The sequence below is a fragment of the Cellulomonas oligotrophica genome, from assembly GCF_013409875.1.
Classification (GTDB): Bacteria; Actinomycetota; Actinomycetes; order Actinomycetales; family Cellulomonadaceae; genus Cellulomonas; species Cellulomonas oligotrophica.
This window is the reverse complement of sequence record NZ_JACCBK010000001.1, coordinates 2,900,968-2,924,712: the sequence shown is the minus strand read 5'-3', so window position 1 is coordinate 2,924,712 and position 23,745 is coordinate 2,900,968. Positions and strand designations below refer to the sequence as shown.

Annotated in this window: 20 protein-coding genes; 7 read left to right on the top strand and 13 right to left on the bottom strand. The window is 77.3% G+C overall.

The features are described from left to right. Positions 1-48: 48 nt before the first annotated feature. The 6 genes from BKA21_RS13345 to BKA21_RS13320 all read right to left on the bottom strand — a co-directional run bounded on the left by BKA21_RS13345 (position 49) and on the right by BKA21_RS13320 (position 5,567). Positions 49-279 carry a hypothetical protein gene (locus BKA21_RS13345; protein WP_140459567.1) on the bottom strand — a complete coding sequence of 77 codons (231 nt, stop codon included), beginning with the start codon at positions 277-279 and terminating at the stop codon, positions 49-51. Beyond that, a complete protein-coding gene (gene feoB, locus BKA21_RS20210; RefSeq protein ID WP_140459566.1) occupies positions 276-2,270 on the bottom strand; it encodes a ferrous iron transporter B in 1,995 nt (664 codons plus the stop codon). Before feoB ends, BKA21_RS13345 begins: the two co-directional genes overlap by 4 nt. Continuing rightward, a complete protein-coding gene (locus BKA21_RS13335; protein WP_140459565.1) occupies positions 2,267-2,542 on the bottom strand; it encodes a FeoA family protein in 276 nt (91 codons plus the stop codon). The genes feoB and BKA21_RS13335 overlap by 4 nt, the downstream gene beginning before the upstream one ends. 87 nt (positions 2,543-2,629) lie before the next feature. Continuing rightward, positions 2,630-3,070 carry an OsmC family peroxiredoxin gene (locus BKA21_RS13330; RefSeq protein ID WP_140459564.1) on the bottom strand — a complete coding sequence of 147 codons (441 nt, stop codon included), beginning with the start codon at positions 3,068-3,070 and terminating at the stop codon, positions 2,630-2,632. Positions 3,071-3,180: 110 nt separating this feature from the next. Next, positions 3,181-4,344, bottom strand: coding sequence for an AAA family ATPase (locus tag BKA21_RS13325; protein WP_140459563.1), 1,164 nt, complete (start codon positions 4,342-4,344; stop codon positions 3,181-3,183). Between the two features lie 80 nt (positions 4,345-4,424). Continuing rightward, complete coding sequence (locus tag BKA21_RS13320) at positions 4,425-5,567, bottom strand: M15 family metallopeptidase (RefSeq protein WP_179625377.1); 1,143 nt, start codon at positions 5,565-5,567, stop codon at positions 4,425-4,427. A gap of 225 nt (positions 5,568-5,792) precedes the next feature. On the opposite strand from BKA21_RS13320, the gene BKA21_RS13315 reads away from it, so the two are divergent. The 4 genes from BKA21_RS13315 (at position 5,793) to BKA21_RS13300 (ending at position 12,131) form a co-directional block, all read left to right on the top strand. Continuing rightward, the gene (locus BKA21_RS13315; protein ID WP_140459561.1) at positions 5,793-6,404 is read left to right on the top strand and encodes a hypothetical protein; all 612 of its coding nucleotides are present in this window, start codon (positions 5,793-5,795) and stop codon (positions 6,402-6,404) included. A gap of 211 nt (positions 6,405-6,615) precedes the next feature. Beyond that, on the top strand, positions 6,616-10,734 hold the full coding sequence (locus tag BKA21_RS20000) for a S8 family serine peptidase (protein ID WP_140459560.1): 4,119 nt from the start codon (positions 6,616-6,618) through the stop codon (positions 10,732-10,734). Positions 10,735-10,836: 102 nt separating this feature from the next. Then, positions 10,837-11,514: a DUF3806 domain-containing protein gene (locus BKA21_RS13305; protein ID WP_140459559.1), complete on the top strand. Its 678-nt coding sequence runs from the start codon at positions 10,837-10,839 to the stop codon at positions 11,512-11,514. A gap of 77 nt (positions 11,515-11,591) precedes the next feature. After that, complete coding sequence (locus BKA21_RS13300) at positions 11,592-12,131, top strand: hypothetical protein (RefSeq protein WP_140459558.1); 540 nt, start codon at positions 11,592-11,594, stop codon at positions 12,129-12,131. A 59-nt stretch (positions 12,132-12,190) separates the two neighbouring features. On the opposite strand, the gene BKA21_RS13295 is transcribed toward BKA21_RS13300, so the two are convergent. The 6 genes from BKA21_RS13295 to BKA21_RS13270 form a co-directional block, all read right to left on the bottom strand. Then, on the bottom strand, positions 12,191-13,147 hold the full coding sequence (locus BKA21_RS13295; protein WP_140459557.1) for a 5'-3' exonuclease: 957 nt from the start codon (positions 13,145-13,147) through the stop codon (positions 12,191-12,193). 164 nt (positions 13,148-13,311) lie between these two features. Next, on the bottom strand, positions 13,312-14,784 hold the full coding sequence (locus tag BKA21_RS13290; RefSeq protein ID WP_140459556.1) for a hypothetical protein: 1,473 nt from the start codon (positions 14,782-14,784) through the stop codon (positions 13,312-13,314). Positions 14,785-14,856: 72 nt separating this feature from the next. After that, complete coding sequence (locus BKA21_RS20205; protein ID WP_239072816.1) at positions 14,857-15,426, bottom strand: RNA polymerase sigma factor; 570 nt, start codon at positions 15,424-15,426, stop codon at positions 14,857-14,859. Between the two features lie 121 nt (positions 15,427-15,547). Beyond that, positions 15,548-16,921, bottom strand: a complete 1,374-nt coding sequence (locus tag BKA21_RS13280; RefSeq protein WP_239072817.1) for a MinD/ParA family ATP-binding protein — start codon at positions 16,919-16,921, stop codon at positions 15,548-15,550. A gap of 227 nt (positions 16,922-17,148) precedes the next feature. Then, positions 17,149-17,520, bottom strand: coding sequence for an ATP-binding protein (locus BKA21_RS13275; RefSeq protein WP_140459555.1), 372 nt, complete (start codon positions 17,518-17,520; stop codon positions 17,149-17,151). Positions 17,521-17,680: 160 nt separating this feature from the next. After that, positions 17,681-17,911 (bottom strand): PspC domain-containing protein, encoded by a 231-nt coding sequence (locus BKA21_RS13270; RefSeq protein ID WP_140459554.1) that lies wholly within the window; start codon positions 17,909-17,911, stop codon positions 17,681-17,683. A gap of 326 nt (positions 17,912-18,237) precedes the next feature. On the opposite strand from BKA21_RS13270, the gene BKA21_RS13265 reads away from it, so the two are divergent. The 3 genes from BKA21_RS13265 to ligD are packed head-to-tail and all read left to right on the top strand — an operon-like array spanning position 18,238 to position 22,601. After that, positions 18,238-18,510, top strand: a complete 273-nt coding sequence (locus tag BKA21_RS13265) for a hypothetical protein (protein ID WP_179625376.1) — start codon at positions 18,238-18,240, stop codon at positions 18,508-18,510. Then, the gene (locus BKA21_RS13260; RefSeq protein WP_140459552.1) at positions 18,507-21,530 is read left to right on the top strand and encodes a helix-turn-helix transcriptional regulator; all 3,024 of its coding nucleotides are present in this window, start codon (positions 18,507-18,509) and stop codon (positions 21,528-21,530) included. Before BKA21_RS13265 ends, BKA21_RS13260 begins: the two co-directional genes overlap by 4 nt. 3 nt (positions 21,531-21,533) lie before the next feature. Then, positions 21,534-22,601 (top strand): non-homologous end-joining DNA ligase, encoded by a 1,068-nt coding sequence (gene ligD, locus BKA21_RS13255; RefSeq protein WP_140459551.1) that lies wholly within the window; start codon positions 21,534-21,536, stop codon positions 22,599-22,601. 69 nt (positions 22,602-22,670) lie between these two features. Here ligD and BKA21_RS13250 read toward each other — a convergent pair whose 3' ends face one another. Further along, entirely contained in the window at positions 22,671-23,687 is a 1,017-nt protein-coding gene (locus BKA21_RS13250; protein WP_239072818.1) for a M15 family metallopeptidase, read from the bottom strand. Positions 23,688-23,745 lie beyond the last annotated feature (58 nt).

The window sequence follows — 23,745 nt, the reverse complement described above, 5'->3', positions numbered from 1 at the left end:
CGCGCGACCCGACGTCGGTCCTGCCGTGTCGTGGAGGGGTCGTGCAGGTCAGGTGCGTGCCTGGACCGGGCAGCCGGCGCAGGCGGGCCGGGGCGTGCAGGTGCCGCAGGTCGCGCCGGCGGGGGCGAGCGGGAGGCGGCCGGTGCGGGTGGCGTGGTCGAGGACGACCTCGACGAGGCCGACGTCGACGCCCAGGGACCGGGCGACGCGGGCCGGGCCCTCGCCGGCGGCGGTGCGGGCGAGGACCGCGTCGAGCAGGGCCCCTCTCCCGCGGGTCACAGCAGGGCCCCGACCTGGAAGACGCCGACGGCGAGCACCCAGGCGACGCCGAGCTGCACACCGACGCCGCCGAGGGTCCACCGCAGCCCGAACAGGCGGCGCTGCTCGGCGACCGTGGCCAGGCACGGGGTGTACGCGAGGGTGAAGACCATGAACGCGGCGGCCGCGGCGCCGGGGTGGCCGCCGGACGTGCGCTCGAGCGTGGCACGCAGCTGGGCGCCGAGGTCGCCGGGGTGCGCGGGGTCGGCGGGCTCGGCGACGGCGTAGGACTGCGCGAACGAGCCGACGACGACCTCCTTGGCGACGAACCCGGTGACGAGCGCGGCGGAGGCGTGCCAGTCGCCGAACCCGGCGGGCGCGAACGCGGGGGCCATGGCCGCGGAGACGCGCCCGTACGCGGAGTCCTCCACCGGCACGTCCCCGAAGGCGTGCCCGCCCGCCACCGGCACGGCCAGCAGCAGCCACATGGCGGTGAGGGTGACCACGACGACGCGCCCGGCGCGCGTCACGAACGAGAGCACCCTGGCCCACGCGGCGGCGACGATCGCCCGGGCGCGGGGGCGCTGGTAGGCGGGCAGGGCGAGCACGAGCGGCTCGCGGCGCAGGTCGCGGAACGCGGTGCGGCGCAGCACGAGGCCGCCGAGCACGACGAGCAGGACGCTGGCGAGGTACATGACGAACACCGCGGTGCCCGCCCGCCCGGGGAAGAACACGCTCCCCATCAGCACGTACACGGTCAGGCGGGCCGGGCACGACGTCCACGGCACGAGCATCCCGACGAGCAGGCGCTGGCGGGCGTGCGGGAGGGTGCGGGTGGCGGCGAGCGCGGGCAGGTTGCAGCCGAACCCGACGACGAACGGCAGCACCGCGCGCCCGTCGAGGCCGATGGCGCGCATGGCGCGGTCGGCGACGAACGCGGCGCGGGCCAGGTACCCGGAGTCCTCGAGCAGCGCGACCGCCACGAACATCAGCGCCATGAGCGGCACGAACGTCAGGACCGTGCCGACGCCGGCGAGCACGCCGTCGACGAGCAGCCCGGTGACCCACGCGGGCGCGTGCGCGGCACCGAGCAGCCACGTGACGGCGGGGGCCAGGCCCTGGCCGACCAGCACGTCGACCGCGTCCATCAGCGGTGCGGCGGCCGCGGTCGAGAGCTGGAACAGCGCCCACAGCACGGCGAGCAGCACGGGCACGCCCGCGGCCGGGTGCAGCAGCACACGGTCGGCGCGGTCGGACCAGGTCAGGACGGGCTCGGGCGGCGGGCCGGCGACGGCGTGCGTGACGTCGTCGACCCACGCGAACAGCGCCTCGACGTCGTCGGGGTCGAGGGGCGGCCCGTCGGGCACAGAGGCCCGGCCCTCGTGGTCCCCCGCGGCGGGCCCGACGGGCCCGGGCACCGACGGCGACGACGCGAGGCGGGCCGCGACGACGTCTCGCAGCGCCTCGACGCCACGGCCGCTGCGCGGGTGCACCGGTGCGACGGGGACGCCCAGCCGGGCGGCCAGCACGTCGACGTCCGCGACGACGCCACGGTCGGCGGCGACGTCGACGAGCGTGAGCGCGGCGACGACGGGCACCCCGCGGGCGACGACCTGGGCGTACAGGGACAACGACCGGGCCAGGGCGCCCGCCTCGAGGAGCACCACCGCGAGGTCGGGCCGACGCAGGCCCTGCTCGCCCGTGACGGCGGCTGCCGCGACCTCCTCGTCCGGCGTGCGGGCCAGCAGCGAGTACGTGCCGGGCAGGTCGACGACCTGGGCGGGCCGCCCGCCCGGGGCGACGCCGCGCCACGCACCGAGCTCGAGCTCGACCGTGGTGCCGGGGGCGTTCACGACGCGCTGCCGCCCGCCGGTGACGGTGTTGAACAGCGAGGACTTGCCGACGTTGGGGCAGCCGACGAGGACGACGAGCGGCTCGTCGAGCGTCGCGACCGCACCCGCCGGGGTGGCGGGACCCGTCGGCGCCGGGCCGCCGGGCTCGTGGCAGCTCACGACGCGTCCCCCGTCGCCGAGGACGGCGTCGTGGACGGCGCTGCGGCGGGCTGCGCGGCCTCCACCTCGACCCGCCGAGCCGTCGCGGCGTCCAGACCGAACCGGTCGGCGCCGAGCGCGACGACGAGGCCGCCCGCGACGGTGCGCTGCACGACCCGCACCCGCGCCCCGGGCCGCAGCCCGAGCTCGTGCATGCGGTGCCGCACCGCGTCGTCGAGGTCGACCGAGACGACACGGGCGTCGGCGCCCGGCCCGCAGGTGCACAGGTCCATGGGTCGACCGTAGGAGAGGCAAGCCTCACCTCATGGGACCGAGGTCCCGCCACCGGGGCGCGCGGCGGCCGCGCGCCCCGGCGGTGCTCAGGACTCGAGCGCGGCGTCGAGCGTGATCTGCGTGCCGGTCAGGGCCTTGCTCACCGGGCACGTCGCCTTCGCGGCCTCGGCGGCCTCCGCGAACCCGGCGGCGTCGACGCCGTCGACCTCGCCGCGGACAGTCAGCGCGATGCCGCTGATCCGGAAGCCGCCGGCCGGGTCGGGCTCGAGCGTCACGTCCGCCGAGACCTCCAGGGACTGCGGCACGCCGCCCTTCTCGCCGAGCAGCGCCGAGAGCTGCATCGCGTAGCAGGACGAGTGCGCGGCCGCGATCAGCTCCTCGGGGCTGGTGACGCCGCCGGCCTCGTCGGCCGCACGGCGCGGGAACGAGACGTCGTACGTGCCGACCTTCGAGCTGGTGAGCTCGACCTGGCCGGACCCCTCCTGCAGCGTGCCGTTCCAGGCGGTGCGAGCGGTACGCGTGGGCATGGCGCCTCCAAGGTTGTCGTCCAACGGGGTGCACCCGCCGACGCGGGCGCACGTCCCAACCTAGGCGCGGACCCCGCCGCGCGCGCCCGGTGCCGGGTGCGGCGGCACCGTCAGCGGGCGCGCTCGAGGTGGGCGGCCACCACGAACGACGGGGCGCCGGCCTCGCGCAGCGCCCACGCGGCACGGGCGTGCAGGGCGCGGCGCGCGGTCGGGTCCAGCCCGCCGTAGAGCCCGGTGCGCACCAGGTCGTGCCGGAAGACGAGGCGGTCGCCGCGCGCGTGCACGACGCCCGCGGCCAGCCCGTGCCGCAGCGTGCGCCAGCAGTCCGTCAGCGGCAGCCCGGTCAGCGCCGCGAGGTCCCCGACGACGAACGACGTGCCGAGCACGGACGCCTGCCCGAGCACGTGCCGCACCGCGGGGTCGAGGTCCTGCACGTGCGAGCGCCCGACCCGGTCGAGCTCGTCGTTCCACGACTGGCCGACGAGGTCGACGCCGCCGCCGCGCGGCTCGAGGGCCCCGCACGCCTGCACCGCGTGCACGACGTCGACGACGAGGCGCGGGTTGCCGCCCGTGGTGGCCAGGACCCCGCGCAGCGCGGGCCCGACGGGCGCGCCGACCAGGTGCTGGGCCAGCTCGACGCACGCCGACATGCTCAGCGGGCGCACCTCGAGGTAGCGCGCACCGGCCCGCGTCCAGGCGGCGACGAGCGCGGCGAGCTCGGGCCGCGGCACCGGGCGCAGCGTCATGACCGTCAGGGCGTGCGGGAGCACGCCGTCGCCGGCGAGGTGCGCGAGCAGCGCGAGCGACGGGGCGTCGGCCAGGTGCAGGTCGTCGAGCACCAGCGCCCACGGGCCGTCGTCGCCGTGCCGGCGGACCAGGGCGGTGAACAGCTCCTCGGCGCGGGCGTGCCGCGCGGGCGCCGCCGACGGCCCGGCCGGCACCCGGTCGAGGAGCGCGGTCAGCTCGGCGACCACCGGTCCGCGCGCGTGGGGCGCGGCGGGCCCGGTGTCGCGGCGCAGCAGCGCGTCGGCGAGGAGCGCGTACGGCGTGCCGGGATCGTGCCCGCGGGCGCTGACGACGTCGACGCCCAGCAGCCGGGCCGAGCCCTGCAGCGCCTCGACCAGCCGTGACCGGCCGACGCCGGGCTCACCCTCGAGCAGCACGGTCGCACCGGCGCCCGTGGTGACGGTCGACAGCACCTCGTCGAGGTCGTCGAGCTCGGCCGCACGGCCGACGAGCGGCTCGCGCCGGCCCGCGGACGAGGACGCGCTCATGCGTCGATCGTAGGACCGACCCCCCGTCCGGGTGACGCCGGCGGTCGGCGTGGCGGGGACGGCCGTGGTGGCCGCCCGCGTCAGCCGATGTACTCCCAGTGCCACGGCTCGGGCTTGCTGCCCGTGATCCGCGCCCAGCTGGGCAGCTCCCAGTCGTAGGCCGAGGCGTTCGCGAGCATCCAGTCGTGCTGGGCGGTGCCGAAGCTCTGCACGTTGCCGCCCAGGTCGACGGCCAGGCCCATGCCGTGGTTCGACGTGCCGGGCAGCGCGCACAGCGAGCCCTTGGCCGCGCGGCACGCGACCTGCGCCGAGTAGGACCGGTAGGAGTCGGAGACCGTGAGGTGGGCGCCGAACCGGGCGAAGAACGCGGCGTCGAGGGCCTCGAGCGCCTCGGCGGCGTCGCACCGCAGCCGCACCGATCCGTCGAACGACGGCGAGCAGAGCGCCGAGTCGGGGATGTAGCCGTTGTCGTACCCGAGCAGCGAGGCCTTCCAGGCGGCGCGCTGGGCCTCGGCGGCCTCCTCGGCGGCCTTCTGCGCGGCAGCCTCCTCCGCGGCCTTCTGGGCGGCGGCCTCCTCGGCGGCCTTCTGCGCGGCGGCGGCCTCGACGGCCTCCTGCGTGGAGGTGCGGACCTCGGCGGCGGCCTGGGTGACGCGGTCGAGCGCGGCGAGCAGCTCGGAGGTCTCGGGGTCCTCGACCGTCGACGGCAGGGCCACGGCGGTGGCGGCGTCGGAGGTGACCGAGCCGGTCGAGGCGGCGGGTGCGTCGGCGACCGTGGTGCCGGCGGGGTCCGCGGCGGCGGTGGGCTCGGCCGCGGGGGCGTCCGTGGACCGGTCGACCGAGCGCGAGGCGCTGGCGGTGCGGTCCACGACCTCGTCGAGGGTGCTGGTGGCACCGACGGCCGCGAGCGCGGCCTCGAGCTCGGCGGTCGCGGCGTCGAGCTCGGCCAGGGCGTCCGCGGGGACGGCGGCCTCCTCGGCGTCGGCGCGCACGTCGCTCGCGGTGACGATGACGCTGGAGGCGGCGTCGACGGCACGGTTCTGCAGCATCGCGATGTAGGCGTCGCCCTGGTTCTGGGCGACGGCGCGCGCGAGGGTGTCGACCGTCTCGGGGGCGACGGTCGTGGTCTCGTCCGCGTCGGCGGTCACCACGACGGCGCCGGTGCTCAGCATCAGCCCGAGGGCGACGCCTCCCTGTGCGACGCGGGTGGGGACGCGCGTCATCTTGCCCAGGTAGGGCAGCACGACGGCGGCGGGGGTCGGACGGGGGGCAGCGTGCCTGCCGCCCGACCGACGCCGGGCGCTCGGCAATCTGTCACTCACGCGATACACGTTATGTGAGTCGGACGGTCGCCCAGTGCACTTGAGCGTTTCCACAGGCGAAGATGTTGTGGACATCTGTCACGCGTTCGTCACACGTGGGGGGTCCGGAGCCACTACGCTGACGCCGTGCCCGGACCGTACGAGCCCGCCACGTCCCCGTCCTTCGACCTCGCCGCCGCCCCGCCCGCGCCGGTGGCTCCCGTGCTGCCCGCGCCCGCCGCGGCCTTCACGGACGCCGAGGACCCCGACGACGGCGGCGGCCTGCCCGACCTCTACGACATCGCGCGGCTCGCCCGCCGGCTCGGGGTCGAGCACGCGACGATCCGGGTCTGGCTCTCGCGCAAGGTGCCGTGGCTGCCCCCGCCGGACGGCCGGCTCAACGGCGGCGCCGTGTGGCGCGCCAGCACCCTCGAGGGTGTCGAGGAGCGGCGCTTCCGCCGCCGCCCCGGCCGCAAGCCCCGCTACGCCTCACCCCCCGGGGAGCTGGCGCGCACCGGGTCGCTCCCCGTGGTGCCGACGCACCTCGCGCCGGCGGCGTCCGGCGGCTCGCTCCCGGTCGGCACCGCCACCGGGCAGCTGCCGCTCGTCGCGAGCACGGCCACGGGCCAGCTGCCCGTGGTCGCGTCGCACCAGCCGTCGATGGCCGCCGCGACGGGTCAGATCCCGGTCGTGCCGGCGCCCGACCGCGCGCGCGGCCGGCACGCCGCCCCGCCCGCGGAGCCCCTGCCCCCGGCCTGACGCGGGCCTGGCACGGGCGGCAGCAGCCCCTTATCACCCCATTCGCCCGGACCGGGGCGGGGTCGACGAAAAGGACGAGTGACGGATTCGCGCCCAAGGGGTGACGAATGACCTACTGCTCAGTACCGTTCACCGGGCGACCGTCCGACTGTGACATGCGGCACGGATGGCCGTGACAGATCCGCGCGTCCGTCGACCCCGGGATGAGCCCATGCCACGTCGTGCTCTCGCTTCTCTCGCTGCCGTCTCCGTCGTCCTCGCCACCGCCGTGGTGGGGTCGACGTCGGCCACCGCAGCCCCACCCACCAGCGACCTGGCCGACCAGGTCCTCGCCTCCGCCGAGCTCAGCGTCGAGGGGTCCGCGCCCGTCGCCGACGCCCTGGCCGAGGCCAGCGGCACGGTCACCGCGTTCGTCCAGCTCGACACCCCCGCGGGCGTCGACGTCGCGGACGACGGCGGTGACGCGGCCGACGTGCTGGCCGCCGCCGAGGAGACCACCGCGGTCGCGCAGGACGTCGTCCCCCAGGAGCTGACGTCCGCCAACGCGCGCAGCGCGGCACCCAAGCGCATCGCCACGACGACGAACCTCGTCTCCGGCGCGCTGGTCGTCGGCGACGCCGCCCAGATCCGGGCGCTGGCCGAGCAGGACGGCGTCGTCGCCGTGCGGCGGGTCGCCGAGCGCACGATCGACAACGCCGCGCAGGACGAGTTCACGCGCGCGCTGGCCACCTGGCAGGACACGGGGGTGCTCGGCGAGGACGTCACCGTCGGCATCATCGACACCGGCCTGGACTACACGCACGCCGACTTCGGCGGCCCCGGCACCACCGAGGCCTACGAGGCCGCGTACGGCGAGAACGGCACCGGCCCGGTGCCGGCCGACGCGTTCGACCCCGACAAGTACATCGGCGGCCACGACTTCGCCGGCACCACCTACGACGCGGGCGGCGAGGGCGCCGAGCTGGTGCCCGTGCCCGACGAGAACCCCATCGACGTCAACGGGCACGGCACGCACGTGGCCGGCACGACAGCCGGGTTCGGCGTCACCGAGGACGGCGAGACGTTCCGCGGCGACTACCCCGAGCTCGAGTCGGTCCTCGACTGGCCGATCGGCCCGGGCGTGGCCCCGCTGGCCAAGCTCTACGCGCTCAAGGTGTTCGGCGACGTCGCGGGCTCGACCGGCCTGACGGGCCTCGCGCTCGACCACGCGGCCGACCCGAACGGCGACGGGGACTTCTCCGACCGCCTCGACGTGCTCAACCTCTCCCTCGGCGCGTCGGGCTCCCCCGCGGACGACCCGGAGAGCCTGCAGATCCAGGAGCTGACGGACCTCGGCACGGTCGTCGTGCTGTCGGCCGGCAACGAGGGCGACGTCGAGGACATCGGCGGCTCGCCCGGCAACGGCCCGGCGGGCCTGACCGTCGCCGCGTCCGTCGGTGCGAACATCGCGTTCGACGCCGTCGAGGTCACCGAGGCGTCCGACGCCGACCTGCTCGGCCTGCAGGCCGCGCAGAACTCGATCTCCTACGCGGGCACCGCCGACGTCACGGCCCCGGTCGCGTACGTGGGCGAGACGTTCGACGGCTGCACCGCGTTCACCGCGGAGCAGGCGGCCGCGGTCGCCGGCAAGATCGCCTACCTGTGGTGGGACGACGAGGACTCCACCCGCCGCTGCGGCTCGGGCGCCCGGTTCAACAACGCGGCGGCCGCCGGTGCGGTCGGCGTGCTGCTGCCGACGGAGGAGACCATCTTCGCCGCCGGGATCGCCGGCAACGCGGCCATCCCCGGTGCGCAGATGACCGCCGCCACGACCGACGCCCTGCTGCCGGAGATCGAGGCCGGCACGCTGTCGGTGAAGATCGGCCCGTCGCTGGCCATCGCCACCCGCCAGGACGTCGCCCCCGACACGCTCGCCTCGTTCTCCTCGCGCGGCGCGCACGGCTCGCTCGGCTGGGCCAAGCCCGACGTCGCCGCGCCGGGTCAGCAGATCGTCTCGGCGAACGTCGGCTCGGGCACGGGCGGGCAGTCCAACAACGGCACGTCCATGGCGTCGCCGCACGTGGCGGGCATCGCCGCCCTCGTGCGCGCCGCGCACCCGGGCTGGTCGTCGTCGCAGGTCAAGGCCGCGATCGTGAACACCGCGACCCACGACGTCACCACCGAGCCCGGCGGCGACCTCGCCTACGGGCCCCAGCGCGTGGGCTCCGGCCGCGTCGACACCCTCGCCGCCGTCACCACCGACACGCTGGTCTACAACAGCGCCTCGCCGGTGCAGACGTCCGTGAGCTTCGGCGTCGTCCCGCTGGCCGACAAGCCCGTGACCGTGCGCAAGACGGTCACCGTGCAGAACACCGGCTCCACCACGCGCACGTACCGCACGTCCGTGACCACCAGCACCACGGCGGGCGGCGCGACCATCACCGCGTCCCCGGCGACGCTGCGGGTGCGGGCCGGCGGCACGGGCCTGGTCACGCTGACGTTCACCGCCGACCCGGCGACCGTCGCCCGTGACATGGACCCGACGCAGGAGGCCACGAACTCCGGCGTGCCCCGCGACTACGTGTCGCAGGTCGCCGGCCGGCTCGTCCTCACCTCCGGCGACGCCGAGTGGCGGGTGCCCGTGCAGGGCACGCCGCGCCCGACGACCGACCTCGAGGCGGCCGCGCCGCTGACGCTCGGCACCGACGGCACCGGCACGCTCGCGCTGAAGGGCCGTGACGTCGTCTCCGACGGCTGGTTCGGCCTCGTCACGCCGCTGGTGCACGCCGCGGACTCCCCGAAGCTCGAGGAGATCCCCGGCTTCGAGACGTCCGCGTCGACGCTGCGCGCCGGCGACATCCGGCACGTCGGCTGGGCCTCGACCGCACCCGAGGTCACGGCCGCGGGCGGCGACCCGAAGAAGACGGGCACGCTGGCCGTCGGCATCGCGACCGACGGGGACTGGGCGGCCCTCGGGCTCAACCTCTACCCGACGGCGTACGTCGACGTGGACGGCGACGGCACTCCGGACGTGGGGGCGCAGGCGTACAAGCTCGCCGACACCGACCTCAGCGTCTTCGTCACCTACGACGTCGAGACCGGCGACACCATCGGCGGGCCCTACCTGCTGACCCCGTTCGCGGGGAACGTCGAGACGGGCGTGTTCGACAGCAGCACCGTCGTGCTCCCCGTGCCGCTCGCCGACCTCGGCGTCGACCCGGGCACGAAGGTCGACGTGTGGGCCGCCATGGTCAGCTCGTACGCGTTCTCCGGGCAGACCGTCGACCAGGTCGGGCCGTTCACGGTCGACCCGTACGACCCGCCCGTGTGGTTCGAGTCGAACATCGGCCAGGAGACCTGGTCGGAGGCGTACGACGGCGCGACCGTCGCCGCCCACGCCGGGCCGGGTGCCGACGACGCGTCGGTCCTGCTGCTGCACCACCTCAACCCGACGGCGGGCGAGCGCGCCCAGGTCGTCGACGTGAAGGCCACCGCGCCCACCGCGACGACCACGACCCTCGAGGTCGAGGCCGGCAAGCGGGCCGGCGAGGAGGTCGTCCTCACCGCGACGGTCACCCCGACGGACGTCGCCGGCACCGTGACCTTCCTCGACGGCGACGCCGAGCTCGGCACCGCCGACGTCGAGGGCGGCACGGCCACCCTCACCACGACGAAGGTCGGGGCCGGGGAGCACGCCCTCGCGGCACGGTTCGCGCCCGAGGGCTCGTCCGCGGCCGCGTCGACGTCCGAGGCGGTGACGGTGACGCTCGCGCAGAGCCGCTCCGAGGCGGACGTCGAGCTCGACCCGACCAAGGCGTCGTACGGCTCGGCCGTCGCGGCGACCGTCACGGTCGAGGGCGGCACCTGGGCGCCCGAGGGCACCGTCGAGCTCCGCGAGGGCAGCACGGTGCTCGCCACCGGTGAGCTCACCGTCGACGGGCTCGTCGGCACCGCGCAGCTCGAGCTGCCGCGGGACCTCGCCGTCGGGCGGCACGCCCTCAAGGCCGTCTACGTCGGGTCCGCCGACGTGAAGGGCTCGAGCGCGACCACCGCGGTCCGCATCACGCCCGCCACGACGACGGTCGCGCTGACGACGGAGTCCTGGCGGGTCGACAAGGGCGCCACGCCCGAGGTCACGGTGACCGTCACCGGCACCGACGGCGGCCCGGCACCCACCGGGAAGGTGAAGGTCCTCGTCGGCACCAAGAAGGTCGCGGACGTCGAGCTCACCGACGGCGTCGGCACCCTGACCCTGCCGAAGGCCACGTCGACCACGGTCGTCAGCGCCCTCTACCAGGGCAAGGGCGGCTACCTGCCGGCCGCGACGACGCAGACGCTGCGCGTGCGCTGACGCCACCTGCGGCCGACGGAGGCCGGTGCCGCCCGGGACCGTCCGGGCGACACCGGCCTCCGTGCTGTCAAGGGACGGCCGGTGCCGGCCGATGTAGGCCGCATGGGTGTGTTCGAAGGCAAGGGCGAGGGTGACGTCGTGCCGCGCCCCCACGGCCCCGCGGACGGCGAGCTGCTGCCCGACGGGCCCGAGGGTGCGGCACCGTCGGACGAGGACGCCGGCGCGCCCGTCGACGGCACGGACGACGACGGCACGATCGTCGACGGCACGGACGACGACGGAGCATCCGACGACGCCGCGGAGCCGGCCGGCCCGGCGGTGCCCGACGCGAACGCCGCGGCCGAGCCGGTGGCGTCCCCCGACTGGCGCACCGTCGAGCCGCTCAACGCGGCCGAGCAGGTGTGGCTCGCGCAGCAGCGCACCCTCCTGCACGACCTGTGCGACGCGCCGCTCGACGCCGACGCCGTGGCCGCGCTGTTCGACCGCGTGCACGCGCAGTGGTCCGCAGCCGACGACCGGCCCGACCCCGAGCCGCTCGGCAAGGCGTTCGGCGTCGCGATGGGCGACCTCATCGCCTCCCACCTGCCCGGGCTGCGCTGGTGCGTGCGCAGCGACCAGTACGGCACCGACATCGTGCTCGTCCACGACGAGCCCGAGGTCGTCGTCTACCCCCTCGCCGCCGTCACCCAGCAGTGGGAGAGCGCCGCGCCGGGCTGGTTCGCGGCGCACCTGGAGCGCGTGGAGCGCGGCGTCCGCGACGTCCTCGCGCCCCACGCGTGAGCGCCCGGACGCGACTTCGCACGATCCGACACGCGCACGGGGCCCCCGACGGGGCCCGGAGGCCCGATACTGCTCGGGTGACCACGTACGACGACACCGACCTGTTCGGGCAGATCGAGGACCCGCCGCCCGGGGGACGCAGCAGCCGCCCCGTCCGCGCCGGCAGGGTGCTCGTCGTCGCCGCGGCCCTCGTGGTCGCCGGTGTGGCCTGGTTGCTGCTCGCCAACGGCGGCGGCGACGACGCCCAGGACGCGACGATGACCGTCGCGATCCTCGACCGGGCGCAGGAGAGCACCGACGAGCTCGACCCCGACGACCTCACGCTCACGGGCGTCGACCCGCTGACGACGCGGTTCGCGGTGCGGACCGAGGCCGGTCGCCACTTCGTCGCGCTGCGCGGCGACGGCAGCCTGTGCGTCGTCCAGGTGCCCGACGGCGACACGACGCAGTTCATGTGCGCCGCCGCGTCCCCCACCGCGACCGTCACGGTGACCGCCGAGGACGGCTCGCAGGTGCTCGTGGGTGCCGACGGCGCGCAGGCCCCGCCCGCGGACGAGGGCTGGCGCGAGGCCGGCTCGAACGTGTGGGTCGCCGACGCCCCCGCCCCTACGCCCTGACCGGTCGGTCCTGACCCGTCCGTCCTGACCCGGTCCGGCCGGGCCCCGGTCGGACCGGGTCAGTCGAGGTCGGTGAACGCGTCCACGACGCGCTGCACGCTCGACGCGAGCCCCCACCGCTGCGCCAGCGCCACGAGCGCGTCGGGGTCGGCCGGGGTGCGCGGCACGGCGTCGACGACGTCGCCGACCGGGGCGTCCTGCGCGACGCGCACCACGACCGGCGCCGCCGCGAGGTAGTCCGCCGACTCCCGCAGCCGGCGCAGCTGCGTGGCCGTCAGGCCCGGGTCGGCGGCGTCGCGCGCGGCGAGCACCCCGGCCAGCGAGCCGTACCGGCGCACCAGCGCGGCGGCGGTCTTCTCGCCCACGCCCGGCACGCCCGGCAGCCCGTCGCTCGGGTCGCCGCGCAGCGCCGCCATGTCCACGTACCCGGGGCCGTCGGGCACGCCGTAGCGCTCCGCCAGGACGGCCTGGTCCACGACCAGCAGGTCCTTGAACCCCTTGACCGTGGACAGCACGCGCACGGGCGCCGCGTCGTCGACGAGCTGGTAGAGGTCGCGGTCGCCGGTGACGACCTCGACGGGCGACCGCTCCGCCGCCGGGCGCGCGACCTCGCGGGCCGTGAGGGTGCCGATGACGTCGTCCGCCTCGTACCCCGGCGCCCCGACCCGCGCGACGCCGAGCGCCGCGAGCACCTCGACGATGAGCGGGACCTGCGCCGCGAGCGCCTCGGGCACCTCCTCCTCACCGGTCGTGCCCGGCACCTCCCGGGCCACCCGGTGGGCCTTGTACGAGGGGATGGCGGCGACGCGGAACGCGGGGCGCCAGTCGTCGTCCCAGCACGCCACGAGGCGCGCGGGCCGCCGGTCGACGACGAGCCGGGCGATCATGTCGAGCAGCCCGCGGACCGCGTTGACCGGTGTGCCGTCGGGCGCCCGCACGGAGTCCGGCACCCCGAAGAAGGCCCGGAAGTACAGGGACGCGGAGTCGAGCAGCAGCAGCGGCCGGGCGTCGGTCATGGGGCCACCGTACGGGCGGACCCCGACACCGGCACGGCCCGGCACCGGCACGGCCGGGCGGGCTGGCACGTGCCCGCACCGGGACGGACGAGAGGGACGTCCGCGGCCCTCCACCGCGTCCGTCCCTCCGCCCTGCCCGGTGCCGGGGCCCGCCCCGGCTCGCGTCAGCCCACCGGGCTGAGGTCCAGCTGGTCGTCGGCCACCGCGACGACGCTCCACGGCGTGCCCTCGGCGTCGGTGAGCTCCCACGCGGGGACGAGCACGGCGGCGCCGTCGGGCAGCGTGACCAGCGAGACGCCGAGCCGGGCGTCGACGAGCTCGACCTGCTGCACGGGCCACGCGACCGCGGACCCGGGCTCGGGCGTGGTCGGCACGGTGGGCTCGGCCTCCGGGTCGACGGCCTGCTCGTCCGCCATCTCCTGCAGGGACTGGTCGGCCGTCGCGAGCCCGCGCGCCGCGAGCGGCACCACGCCGCCGTAGGACGCGCCGAACCGCGGGTCGTTGAGCCGCTCGACCGCTGCGGCCGGGCTGATCACGTCGTACTCGCCCAGGTCGACCAGCGGCGCGAGCGCACCCCACACGGACTGCACACCGGTGCCGGCGAGGGAGACCGACCACGCGACCCCGGTCTGGGTGCCGTCGACGACCTGCGCCGCCTGCACGGAGACCAGGCCCTCGACGCCGGTGTCCTCGAACACCTCGAAGGCGTACCCGGCGGGGTCGACGCCGAGGTCGGCCAGGAGCGTGCGCACCCGCTCGACGGCCGCGTCGCCCGTCGGCGTGCTGGCCGGGTCGCAGACGCTCGGGTCGGCGGGGTCGGGCTCGGCCGGGTCGACGGGCATCGGGGCGGCGTCGGTGCCGGGCTCGTCGGCACCCACCTCACCCTCCTCCGCGAGGGTGTCGTCCGCGGACGCGGTGCACACCGTCGGGTCCCAGGCCCGGTCGTAGAAGCCCACGGACGCCTGGCCGTCGACGGAGAGCGTCACGGTCGCGCCCGTGCCGTCGTTGGGGCCGACGACCCACTGCCCCCACTCGAGGCGCGGCTCGCCGTCGACGCCCAGGGTCGCGGCGACGCGTGCCGCCGTCTCGGCGCCGACCACGGCCGCCGCGTCGAACGCCCAGGCGTGCGCGGACGCGCCCTCGGTGCCGAGTCCGTCGCCGGAGAACACGGTGCGCCCGCCGAACCCGGGGGCGATCATGCGCGCGTCCTCGGTGGACGCGCCGGAGAGGGCCTCCGGGGCGTCCGCCGCCGCGCCCCCCGCCCCGGGCAGCGTGATGGGCGCGGCGGCGTCGGCCAGGTCGGACGCGGTGTCGGACGCCGGGGCAGGCATGCCCGATGCGCCCACGGCGTACCCGCCGCCACCGACGACCGCGAACGCGGCGGCCGCCGCCGCGACCTGGAGCCACCGGGTGCGGCCGCGCCGGCGGGCACGCGCCGCGGCCAGCTCGTCGGGCGCGTCGGCCGGCGTCGTCCCCGCCACCGCCGGCGTGGCGGCGAGCGGGACACCCGTCTGCTCCGCCAGGCGGGCGTGCACACGGTCGAGGTCCGGCGTCGCGTCGGCGGCCGGGTCGGCGGCGCGCAGCCGGGCGACGAGCTCGTCGTCGCCCGGGCCGCCCGGGGTGCGGGTGTCGTCCATGGTCGTCCTTCCGGCGTGGTTGCCCCTGCTACCCCTCCTGTGTGCCGGGGCCGCGTCGTCTTGCACGACGGGTCAGCGCGCCTCGTGCGCCGCCCACGCCTCCCGCAGGCGGGCGCGGGCGCGGGACAGCGCGGCGTCCGCACCGCCGCGGCCCACCCCCAGGGCCGTGGCGAGCTCGTCGCCCGTGAGCCCCTCCCACGCGTGCAGCAGCAGCACGTGGCGGTCGCGCGCGGACAGCCCGCCCAGCACCGTCCGGACCGTCTCGTCGCGCACGGCACGCACGGCGGGGTCGTCGGTGTCGACGTCCTCGGGCAGGTGCTCGACGGGCACCGGGCGGCCCTTGCGGCGGTGGTTCGCGACCACGAAGCCCGCGGTGCGGAACAGCCACGGCAGCTCGGCGCCGTCCGGGACGTCGTCGCGGCGGCGCCAGGCGACGGCCAGCACGTCGGCGGTCAGGTCGTCGGAGTCGACGGCGGCGGCGCGGCGGCGCACGTAGCGGTGCACGGCGGTCGCGTGGGCGCGCACGACGCCCTCGAACCAGGCGGCGTCGTGGGGCACCCGCGCGGCGGCGACGCGCACCTCGGGGCCGACCTCGGGCGCCTCCGGCCGCACGGCGGTGTCCTGCGGGGGGTGCGACGGCACGAGGCCTCCCGGGGTCGTCGGCGTGCTCACGGGTCGGGGCGCGGACGCACCCTCACCCTCGTGGTGTCGCGACCCGTGCGGATCTTGCACGCCCGCACGACCCGGTGCGCCGAGCCCGGCGTCAGAGCCCTTCGGCGACCATCGCGGTGGCCCGGAGCCAGGCGTCCCGCGTGGCGGGGCGCAGGGCCGCGTGCTCGATGGGGCCGCCCGCGACGAGGGCCTTGTCGTGCGGCACCTCCACGACGGCGCGCGTGAGGGCGCCGAAGTGCGAGACCAGCCGCAGCCGCAGGTCCTTGTCGACCTTGGGCTCGGGGGCCGACAGGATCGTCACCGCCTCCCGCACCAGGTCCTCGTGCCCCGTGGCGCGCAGCGCGTCCAGGGCCCAGGCGGCGGACTGGGCGGTGTCCTCGCGGACCGTCGAGACCACGACGAGCTGGTCGGCGGCGTCGACCGCGGCCCGCCAGTTCGACGCCCGCATGTTGTTGCCGGTGTCGACCACGAGCACCCGGTAGAACTGCGAGAGCACGCCGTGCAGCGACCGGAACGACTCGGCGTCGACGCTCGACGCCGAGGCCGCGTTCTCGTCGGACGCCAGCACGTCGAACTGCTCCTGGCGCTGCGTGCGGACGAACGCGTCGAGGTCCCCGATGCGCAGCGTGCCGCGCCGCTGCAGGTGCGGCAGCGCGCGCAGCAGGTCGACGGCCGTGCTCGTGTGGTCGCCGTGCTGGGACCGCCAGCCGAGGGTGCCGCGGGTCTCGTTGTTGTCCCACGCGAGGGTGTACCCGCCGCGCTCGAGGCCGAAGGTCGCGGCGAGCAGCATCGTGGCGGTCGTCTTGTGCGCACCGCCCTTGGGGTTGACGACGACGACGGTGCGCGGGCCGTCGAAGGTGCGGCGCACCGCGGCGGACGCCGACCGTCGCCGACGCTCCGCCTTGCCCGGCTGCGGCTTGACCGCGCCGAACGTCACGCGGCGCACCGCCCGCTGCCAGCCGTGCTCGGCCGGGCCCGTGTGACCGGGGTGCCGCGCGGCGAGCAGGTCGTCCAGCGTGGGCAGCGACGTGCCGCCGGTGCCCGTCGGCGGCTCGGACGCGGCGCGCGGCGCGGGCGCCGCGACCGGTGCCGCCGGTGCCGCACCCGCCGGCACGGGACCGCGCGTCGTGGGCGTCGCCCCCGTGACCGCGTCGGCGTCGGGGGCCTCGTCGACCCTGCCGTCGGGGTGGATGAGCAGCGACCAGAGGCCGTCGGGGTCGCGCACCTCGACGGGCAGGGCCTGCCCCGCGTCCGTCGCGATCGCGGCGATCCGCGCCGTCATGGTCGCACCGGCCTCGGCGAGGTCGCGGGCGGCGATCTTCTGCACGACGCCGTCGACCGAGATCTGCCCGGTGCCGTCCTCACGGACCTCCGCGGTGATCCGCGGGAGCTGGTCCGCCCCGTCCGTCCCGGTACCCGCCGCCGTCGCCGGCGTGCGCGTGGCCACGCTGCCGCTGTCGGTCATCGCCTGCCACCCCCCGTTCGTCTCGCCGCCCGTCGTACCCGCCGCGCGTCGCACGGCCGGGCCGCGCGTCGCTCGACGCGCCGGGCGGACCTCGCCATCGTCCGGGTCGAACGTATCGCCCGCCCCGGGGGGACGCACATCGGACATGCCGGTCCGGCCCGCGCGAAGACGCAGGCCACGCCCCGGGCGTGGGGCAGGTCACCCCGCACGGTGGTGCGGGCGCCGGCTCAGGCGTCGGTGTCGACCTCGAACCACACCGTGGTGCCGCCGCCGGGCCGCCGGGCCGAGCCCCAGGCCGACGCCAGCGCCGCCACGAGGGCCATGCCGCGCCCGCTGGGCGCCGTCGGCTCCGGGTGCTGCAGCCGGGGCGTGCCCTCGCCCTCGTCCGTCACGGCCACCCGCACGACGGCGCCGTCGACGCGCACGTCCACCTGCACGGGTGCCGCCGCGGGGCCGTGGGTCACCGCGTTCGTGACCAGCTCACCCGTCAGCAGCTCGATGACCTGGTTGGACGCCCCCCCGACGCCCACGCCCGCCACGGAGCGCATCACCCAGTGCCGCGCCGCGCGCGGCGCGCTGCGCTCCGCGGTCACCACCATGCTGTCGTCCAGGAGCGGCGGCGGCGCACCCCGCCTGCCGCTCCTGATGTCCCGGACCTCACCCACCGGTCCAGGGTGCCCGAAGGCGGGCGGACCCGCCGCTCGGACCCACGGACCGGACGTCGCCGTGGACGCGCGGGCCGCGGCGACGGGCGTCGCGTCAGCGGCGCGCGGGCGGCACCCACGACGAGTCCGGCATGCACAGCCACAGCGCCGCGTAGACGAGCAGCGCGCTGCCGGGCAGCACCGTGAGCGCCACCAGGATCACCCGCAGCAGCCACGCCGGGGCGCCGATCCGCTCCCCGACGCCCGCGCACACACCGGCGACCCAGCGTCCGGCGAAGGGCCGGACCAGCCCGGCCCTTGCGAAACCTGCCCTGATGGCGTCCATGCGTCCTCCTCGTGCCGTCGGCGACCTGCTCGGCGGCGTCGTCCTCGGGCCGGCCCGTGCGGCCGGCCTCCCGACGCCAGTCTCGCCGTGGCGCGGGCGCGCGCGCCTCCGGGACCGACCCTGGTCCGCCCCTGGTCGGACCCCCTGACCACCCCGGCCTGAGGTGCCTCAGGCCCGCCGGGCACCACCTCAGACGGCACCGGGCGTCAGCGGCGTCCGCGGCACCGACGTCCGCCCGATCCGCCGCGCCCCGCCTCACGCGCACCGTAGGTCCCGTGCCCGTGCGTCGACCCGCGGACGGGCCCGGGCAGGACGAGGAGGACACCATGAGCACCCTGTGGGGGCCGGCGCTGGACGCCGAGATCAGCTACCGCCGCGAGCGACTGACGGCGCACGCACGCCGGCGCGGGCGCGCCGACGCCGCCGGGCAGGCCGCGGACGCCGCGACGCCGGTCGTCGCCGTGCCCGTCGCCGCTGCACCCGCCACCGCAGCACCCGTCGTACGTGCCGCGGTGACCGCCGCGGCACGCGGGGGCGTGCCCGCCGCACGCCGTGGGTGGCGCCTGCGAGGATCGGGGGCGTGGCACGCGGCCCGATGAGCACACCTTTCGTCGCGCGCGAGACCCAGGTCCGGCAGCTCCTCGACGCGCTGGACCGGGCCCGCGCGGGCGCACCCACGTGCGTCGTCGTCGGTGGCGACGCGGGCGTCGGCAAGACCCGGCTGCTGCACCGCGCGGGCACCGCCGCCGCCGCGGCGGGAGCGCTCGTCGTCACCGGCCACTGCGTGGACCTCGGCGAGATCGGCCTGCCCTACCTGCCGTTCGCGGAGGCCCTCGGCGCGCTGCGCACGCACGTGCCCGGCACGGTGAGCGACGTCGTCGCGGCCCGCCCGGCGCTCGCGCGGCTGGTCGACGGCGCCCCGGCCGGTGGGGGCGACGCCGGGGCCGACCGCCTCCAGCTGTTCGAGGGCGTCGCCGAGGTGCTCGCGGCCGCCGGCACGGCCGAGCACCCGCTCGTCGTGGTGCTGGAGGACCTGCACTGGGCGGACGCGTCGAGCCGGGACCTGCTGCGGTTCCTGGTGTCGCGGCTGGGCGCGCAGCACCTGCTCCTCGTGGTCAGCTACCGCGCCGACGACGTGCACCGCCGCCACCCGTGGCGCGGCGTCCTGGCCGAGCTGTCCCGGCACCCGCGCGTCGAGCGGCTGACCCTCGAGGCGTTCACGGACGACGAGCTGCGGGCCTTCACCACGGCGGCGCTGGGCAGGCCGCTGCCCGAGGGCACCCTGCGCCGGGTGCGCGACCGCGCCGAGGGCAACGCGTACTTCACCGAGGAGCTGCTCGAGGCCGGTGCCGAGAGCGGCGACCTGCCCTGGTCGCTCGCCGACGTGCTGCGGGCCCGGGTCGAGCAGCTCGACCCGGCGGCGCTGCGCCTCGTGCAGCTCGCGTCGGCCGCGGGGCGACGGGTCGACGAGCCGCTGCTGCGCGCCGCCGCGCAGGCCGACGCGGGTGGGACGCTCGCCGCCCCGGGTGCGGTCGACGCCGCTCTGCGCGAGGCCGTCGCGCACCACGTGCTCGTCGGCGAGGACGGCCGCATCGCGTTCCGGCACGCGCTCCTGGCCGAGGCGGTGCACGCCGACCTGCTGCCGGGCGAGGCCGCCGCCGCGCACCGGGCGTACCTGGACGCGACCCGCACCGGGCCCGACCTGGCGTCCCACGCCGAGCGCGCGGCCCACGCGCTGGCCGTGCCCGACGTGGCCGTCGCCCTGGCGGAGTCGTGGGCGGCCGCGCAGGACGCGCGACGGCTGCTCGCCCCGACCGAGGAGCTGCGGCACCTCGAGGTGGTGCTGCGCCTGTGGGACGCCGTCCCCGGCGGCGCGCCGCTCGGGGCGCCGCCCGTCGGTGCGCACGCCGGGCCGGACGAGGCGACCGACGTCGACGAGGACGACCGCACGGCCGCGCCCGACCGGGCGGAGGTGCTGCGGCAGGCGTCCTGGGCCGCGAGCCGCGCCGGCTCCCCCGAGCGGGCGGTGCCGCTCGCCCGCGCCGCGCTCGACGAGACCGGGCTGACGCCCCGCCGCCGGGCGGCCCTGCACACGGTCGTGGCCCGGCACCTGCTGGCCGTCGACCGTGGCCGGGAGGCCATGGCGGAGGCGTCGGCGGCGCTGGCCCAGATCGACCACCTCGCCGGCGGGCCGACGCGGGAGCGGGCGTGGGCCCTGGCGACGTACGCGCGCGCCGCCGTGAACGCCGGCCGGGACGAGGAGGCCGAGCAGACGGCGGAGCAGGCCGCGCAGGTCGCGCGGGCCGTGGCCGACGCGGGTGCCGAGTCGGACGCCATGACGACGCTGGCGGTGCTCGACCGCCTCGACCACGCCCAGTCCGCCGGGCTGCTGGAGCAGGCGCTCGCCCGCGCGGTGGAGTCGCAGGACGTCGCCACGGAGCTGCGGACCCGGTACAACCTCACGTCCGCGCACTGGTCGGCGGGCGACCTGGTCAGCGCCGGGCGGCACGCGGCCGACGGCGTGCGCGCGGCACGACGGGTCGGCATGGCGTGGGCCCCGCACGGGGTGGACCTGCACATGTTCGGCGCCCTCGTCGCCTACGCCACCGGCGACCTGGCGCCCGTCCCGCACCCGCCGACCGACCGCGAGGCGCCCGCGGGCGCGCAGGCCCTGCTGCAGGCCGTCGACCTGTACGCCGCGACGGCCCGGGGCGACGCCGACGTCCTCGACCGCGCGCGTGCCCTGCGCCCGTGGTGGACGCGGGACCCGCTGGTCACCCTCATCGCCGGCACGAACGAGGCGGACGCGCTGACCTGGGCCGGTCAGGGGCGCGCGGCCGAGCAGGTCGCCGCCGAGGTGCTCGACCGGGTGACCGCGTGGTGGTCGGACAGGCTGCTGGGCGCCATCCGGATCGGTGCGCTCGCCCTGGCGGGGCTCGCCGAGGAGACCACCGCGCCGGGCCCGGCCCCGGCCGACCGCGACGACCTCCTGGCGCGGGCGGACGCCTGGCTGTGGCGGGCGGAGCGGGCCGCCGGGGAGGGCCGGCCGCACGGCGGCGTGCTGGGGCCCGAGGGGCGGGCGTGGCTGCTGCGGGCGCGCGCAGAGCACGCCCGCGCGCACGGCGACGCGGACCCGGACGCGTGGGGGCTGGCCGTCGAGGCCTTCGGGTACGGGCACCGGTACGAGGCCGCGCGCTCCCGGGCCCGGCTGGCGGAGGCGCTGCTCGTGGTCGGCGACCGCGCCGGGGCCGCGCACGAGGCCGGCGCGGCGCTGGCGGAGGCGGTCGCGCTGGGCGCCGAGCCCCTGGCCGAGCAGGTGCGCGCGCTCGTGCGGCGCGGCCGTCTCGCCGTCGACGACGTCCGGCTGCCGGGCACCGACGTGCTCACGGTGCGCGAGGCGGAGGTCCTCGCGCTCGTGGCGCAGGGCCTGTCGAACCGGCAGGTCGGGGAGCGGCTGTTCATCTCGGGCAAGACCGTCTCCGTGCACGTGTCGAACGTGCTGGCCAAGCTCGGGGCGTCGGGCCGGACCGAGGCCGTGTCGATCGCGCACCGGCGCGGCCTGCTCGCCGTCGGGCGGGAGCCCGCCGTGCCGGTGCCGACGACCCGCCCTAGCGTGTGACCCATGACACCTTCGGCGCCGGCGGTCGAGCTCGACGTGCGCGGTCGCACGGTCCGCGTCAGCAGCCCCGACCGTGTGGTGCTCCCGCAGCGGGGGTTCACCAAGCTCGACGTCGTCCAGCACTTCCTGGCCGTCGGCGACGGCATCCTCGGGGCGCTGCTGCACCGCCCGACCACCCTGGAGCGGTGGCCGAAGGGCGTGGTCGAGGGCGCGCGCATGTCGACGCGCCAGGACTCCTCGGGCGACGCGTTCTACCAGAAGCGGGTCCCGCAGGGCGCCCCGGACTGGGTCGAGACGTCCCGCATCGCTTTCCCCAGCGGGCGGACCGCCGACGAGGTCGCCCCGACCGAGCTGGCCGTCGTCGCGTGGGCCGCGAACCTCGGCACCCTGACGTTCCACCCCTGGCCGGTGGTCCGTGACGACGTGGAGCGGCCCGACCAGCTGCGGATCGACCTCGACCCGCAGCCCGGCACCGACTTCTCCGACGCCGTGCGCGTGGCCCCGCACGTGCGCGAGCTGCTCGCCGAGCACGGCATGACGGGGTACCCCAAGACGTCCGGCGGGCGCGGCGTGCACGTGTTCGTGCCGATCGAGCCGCGGTGGACGTTCGTCGACGCGCGCCGGGCCACGATCGCGCTGGGCCGCGAGCTCGAGAGACGCCTGCCCGACCAGGTGACGATGCGCTGGTGGAAGGAGGAGCGCGGCGCCACGATCTTCGTCGACTACAACCAGATGGCCCGGGACCGCACCATCGCGTCCGCGTACTCGGTGCGCGCCAACGCCCGCGGGACCGTCTCGGCCCCCGTCACGTGGGACGAGCTGCCCGACGTGCACCCCGACGACTTCGACATCGGCACCATGGCCGCACGGTTCGCGCAGGTCGGTGACCTCTACGCCCCGCTCGTCGCGCACGCCGCACCGCGGTTCTCGATCGAGCCGCTCCTCGAGCTGGCCGACCGGCAGGAGCGCGACGAGGGCCACGGCGACCTGCCGTACCCGCCGGAGTACCCGAAGATGCCCGGCGAGCCGAAGCGCGTGCAGCCGTCACGCGACCGCGACCGCCCGCGCTGACGAGCGCCCGCACCCACGGGCCCCGCACGGCGGGCCCACCGCGGCGGCGGGCCCACCGCGGCGGCGCGGTCAGCCGCGGAACTCGTAGTGCCAGTACTCCGGGTTGGAGCCGCCGCGCTGCGCCCACGACGGCGACACCCACCCGTACGCGGGCCCGTTCGCCACGAGCCACGCCCGCGCCGGGGAGTCCCACCCGTACGTGCACGGCAGCTCCGGCACGTCCAGCGCCAGGCCCGTGCCGTGCGACGACGTGCCGGGCACCGCGGCGACCGACCCGAGCGCGGCGCGCATCGCCACCTGCGTGTCGTAGTCGCGGTACGCGAGGTCGAGGGCCAGGTCGTGCCCCAGCGCGGCCCGGAACGCGACGTTGAGCCGCTCGAGCGCGGCGGTCGCGTCGGCGCGCAGGTAGAACGGCGTGCCGCGGGAGTCCACGGTCCACGAGACCGCGGACAGCATCTGCGGGGTCAGCCGACCGTTGGAGCCGTCCCCGCCCTCCGTCGGCGTGGACGTGTAGAACGCCGGGCCGGAGTAGGTGGTCCCGCAGCCGGCCGCAGCCGCGTCGCCGTCGCCGCCCGCTGTGTCGGCCTGCGGGGCTGCCGCAGCAGCAGCAGCGGCCGCAGCCGCTGCCTCGGCCTCGGTCGCCTCGCGCCGAGCACCCACGGCCTCCTCCACGGCCGAGCGGGCGTCCACGAGGCGTGCCGTCGCGGCGCGCATGGCCGCCGCCGACGCGGGCCCGCCGGGGACGGCGTCGATCGCGGCCGCCAGCGCGAGGCGGACCGTGTCGTCGGCCACCTGGCCGTCGCTCTCGTCGAGCACCGTGCGCGACGCCTCGACCTCCGCGTCCAGCGCCGGGCGTGCGGCGGCGAGCACGACGTCGGTGCCCGACGCCCCGAGCAGGCCCACGGCGGCCCCGGCCGCGGCGGCCTCCGCGTGCGCGGCTCCGACCGCCTCGTCGACCCGCTCCTGCGCCTGCAGCCGCGCGTCCGCGGCCTCGCGCTGCTGCGCGACCGACCACGCCCACGCCCCGGCCCCGCCGCCCAGCGCGAACGAGGCGGCGGTCACGGCGGCGACAGCGGCACGACGCACGGCAGGACCCCCCGGTCGGCTCGGCGGCGCCGCACCTGCGGCACCCGTCGCGGCCACG

What these genes read in the sequence shown, in the direction of transcription:
- BKA21_RS13335 (WP_140459565.1), bottom strand. Translation starts at nt 2,542, where the DNA reads ATGGACCTGTGCACCTGCGGGCCGGGCGCCGACGCCCGTGTCGTCTCG.
- BKA21_RS13330 (WP_140459564.1), bottom strand. Translation starts at nt 3,070, where the DNA reads ATGCCCACGCGTACCGCTCGCACCGCCTGGAACGGCACGCTGCAGGAG.
- BKA21_RS13325 (WP_140459563.1), bottom strand. Translation starts at nt 4,344, where the DNA reads ATGAGCGCGTCCTCGTCCGCGGGCCGGCGCGAGCCGCTCGTCGGCCGT.
- BKA21_RS13320 (WP_179625377.1), bottom strand. Translation starts at nt 5,567, where the DNA reads ATGACGCGCGTCCCCACCCGCGTCGCACAGGGAGGCGTCGCCCTCGGG.
- BKA21_RS20000 (WP_140459560.1), top strand. Translation starts at nt 6,616, where the DNA reads ATGCCACGTCGTGCTCTCGCTTCTCTCGCTGCCGTCTCCGTCGTCCTC.
- BKA21_RS13305 (WP_140459559.1), top strand. Translation starts at nt 10,837, where the DNA reads ATGGGTGTGTTCGAAGGCAAGGGCGAGGGTGACGTCGTGCCGCGCCCC.
- BKA21_RS13295 (WP_140459557.1), bottom strand. Translation starts at nt 13,147, where the DNA reads ATGACCGACGCCCGGCCGCTGCTGCTGCTCGACTCCGCGTCCCTGTAC.
- BKA21_RS13290 (WP_140459556.1), bottom strand. Translation starts at nt 14,784, where the DNA reads ATGGACGACACCCGCACCCCGGGCGGCCCGGGCGACGACGAGCTCGTC.
- BKA21_RS13280 (WP_239072817.1), bottom strand. Translation starts at nt 16,921, where the DNA reads ATGACCGACAGCGGCAGCGTGGCCACGCGCACGCCGGCGACGGCGGCG.
- BKA21_RS13275 (WP_140459555.1), bottom strand. Translation starts at nt 17,520, where the DNA reads ATGGTGGTGACCGCGGAGCGCAGCGCGCCGCGCGCGGCGCGGCACTGG.
- BKA21_RS13270 (WP_140459554.1), bottom strand. Translation starts at nt 17,911, where the DNA reads ATGGACGCCATCAGGGCAGGTTTCGCAAGGGCCGGGCTGGTCCGGCCC.
- BKA21_RS13265 (WP_179625376.1), top strand. Translation starts at nt 18,238, where the DNA reads ATGAGCACCCTGTGGGGGCCGGCGCTGGACGCCGAGATCAGCTACCGC.
- BKA21_RS13260 (WP_140459552.1), top strand. Translation starts at nt 18,507, where the DNA reads ATGAGCACACCTTTCGTCGCGCGCGAGACCCAGGTCCGGCAGCTCCTC.
- ligD (WP_140459551.1), top strand. Translation starts at nt 21,534, where the DNA reads ATGACACCTTCGGCGCCGGCGGTCGAGCTCGACGTGCGCGGTCGCACG.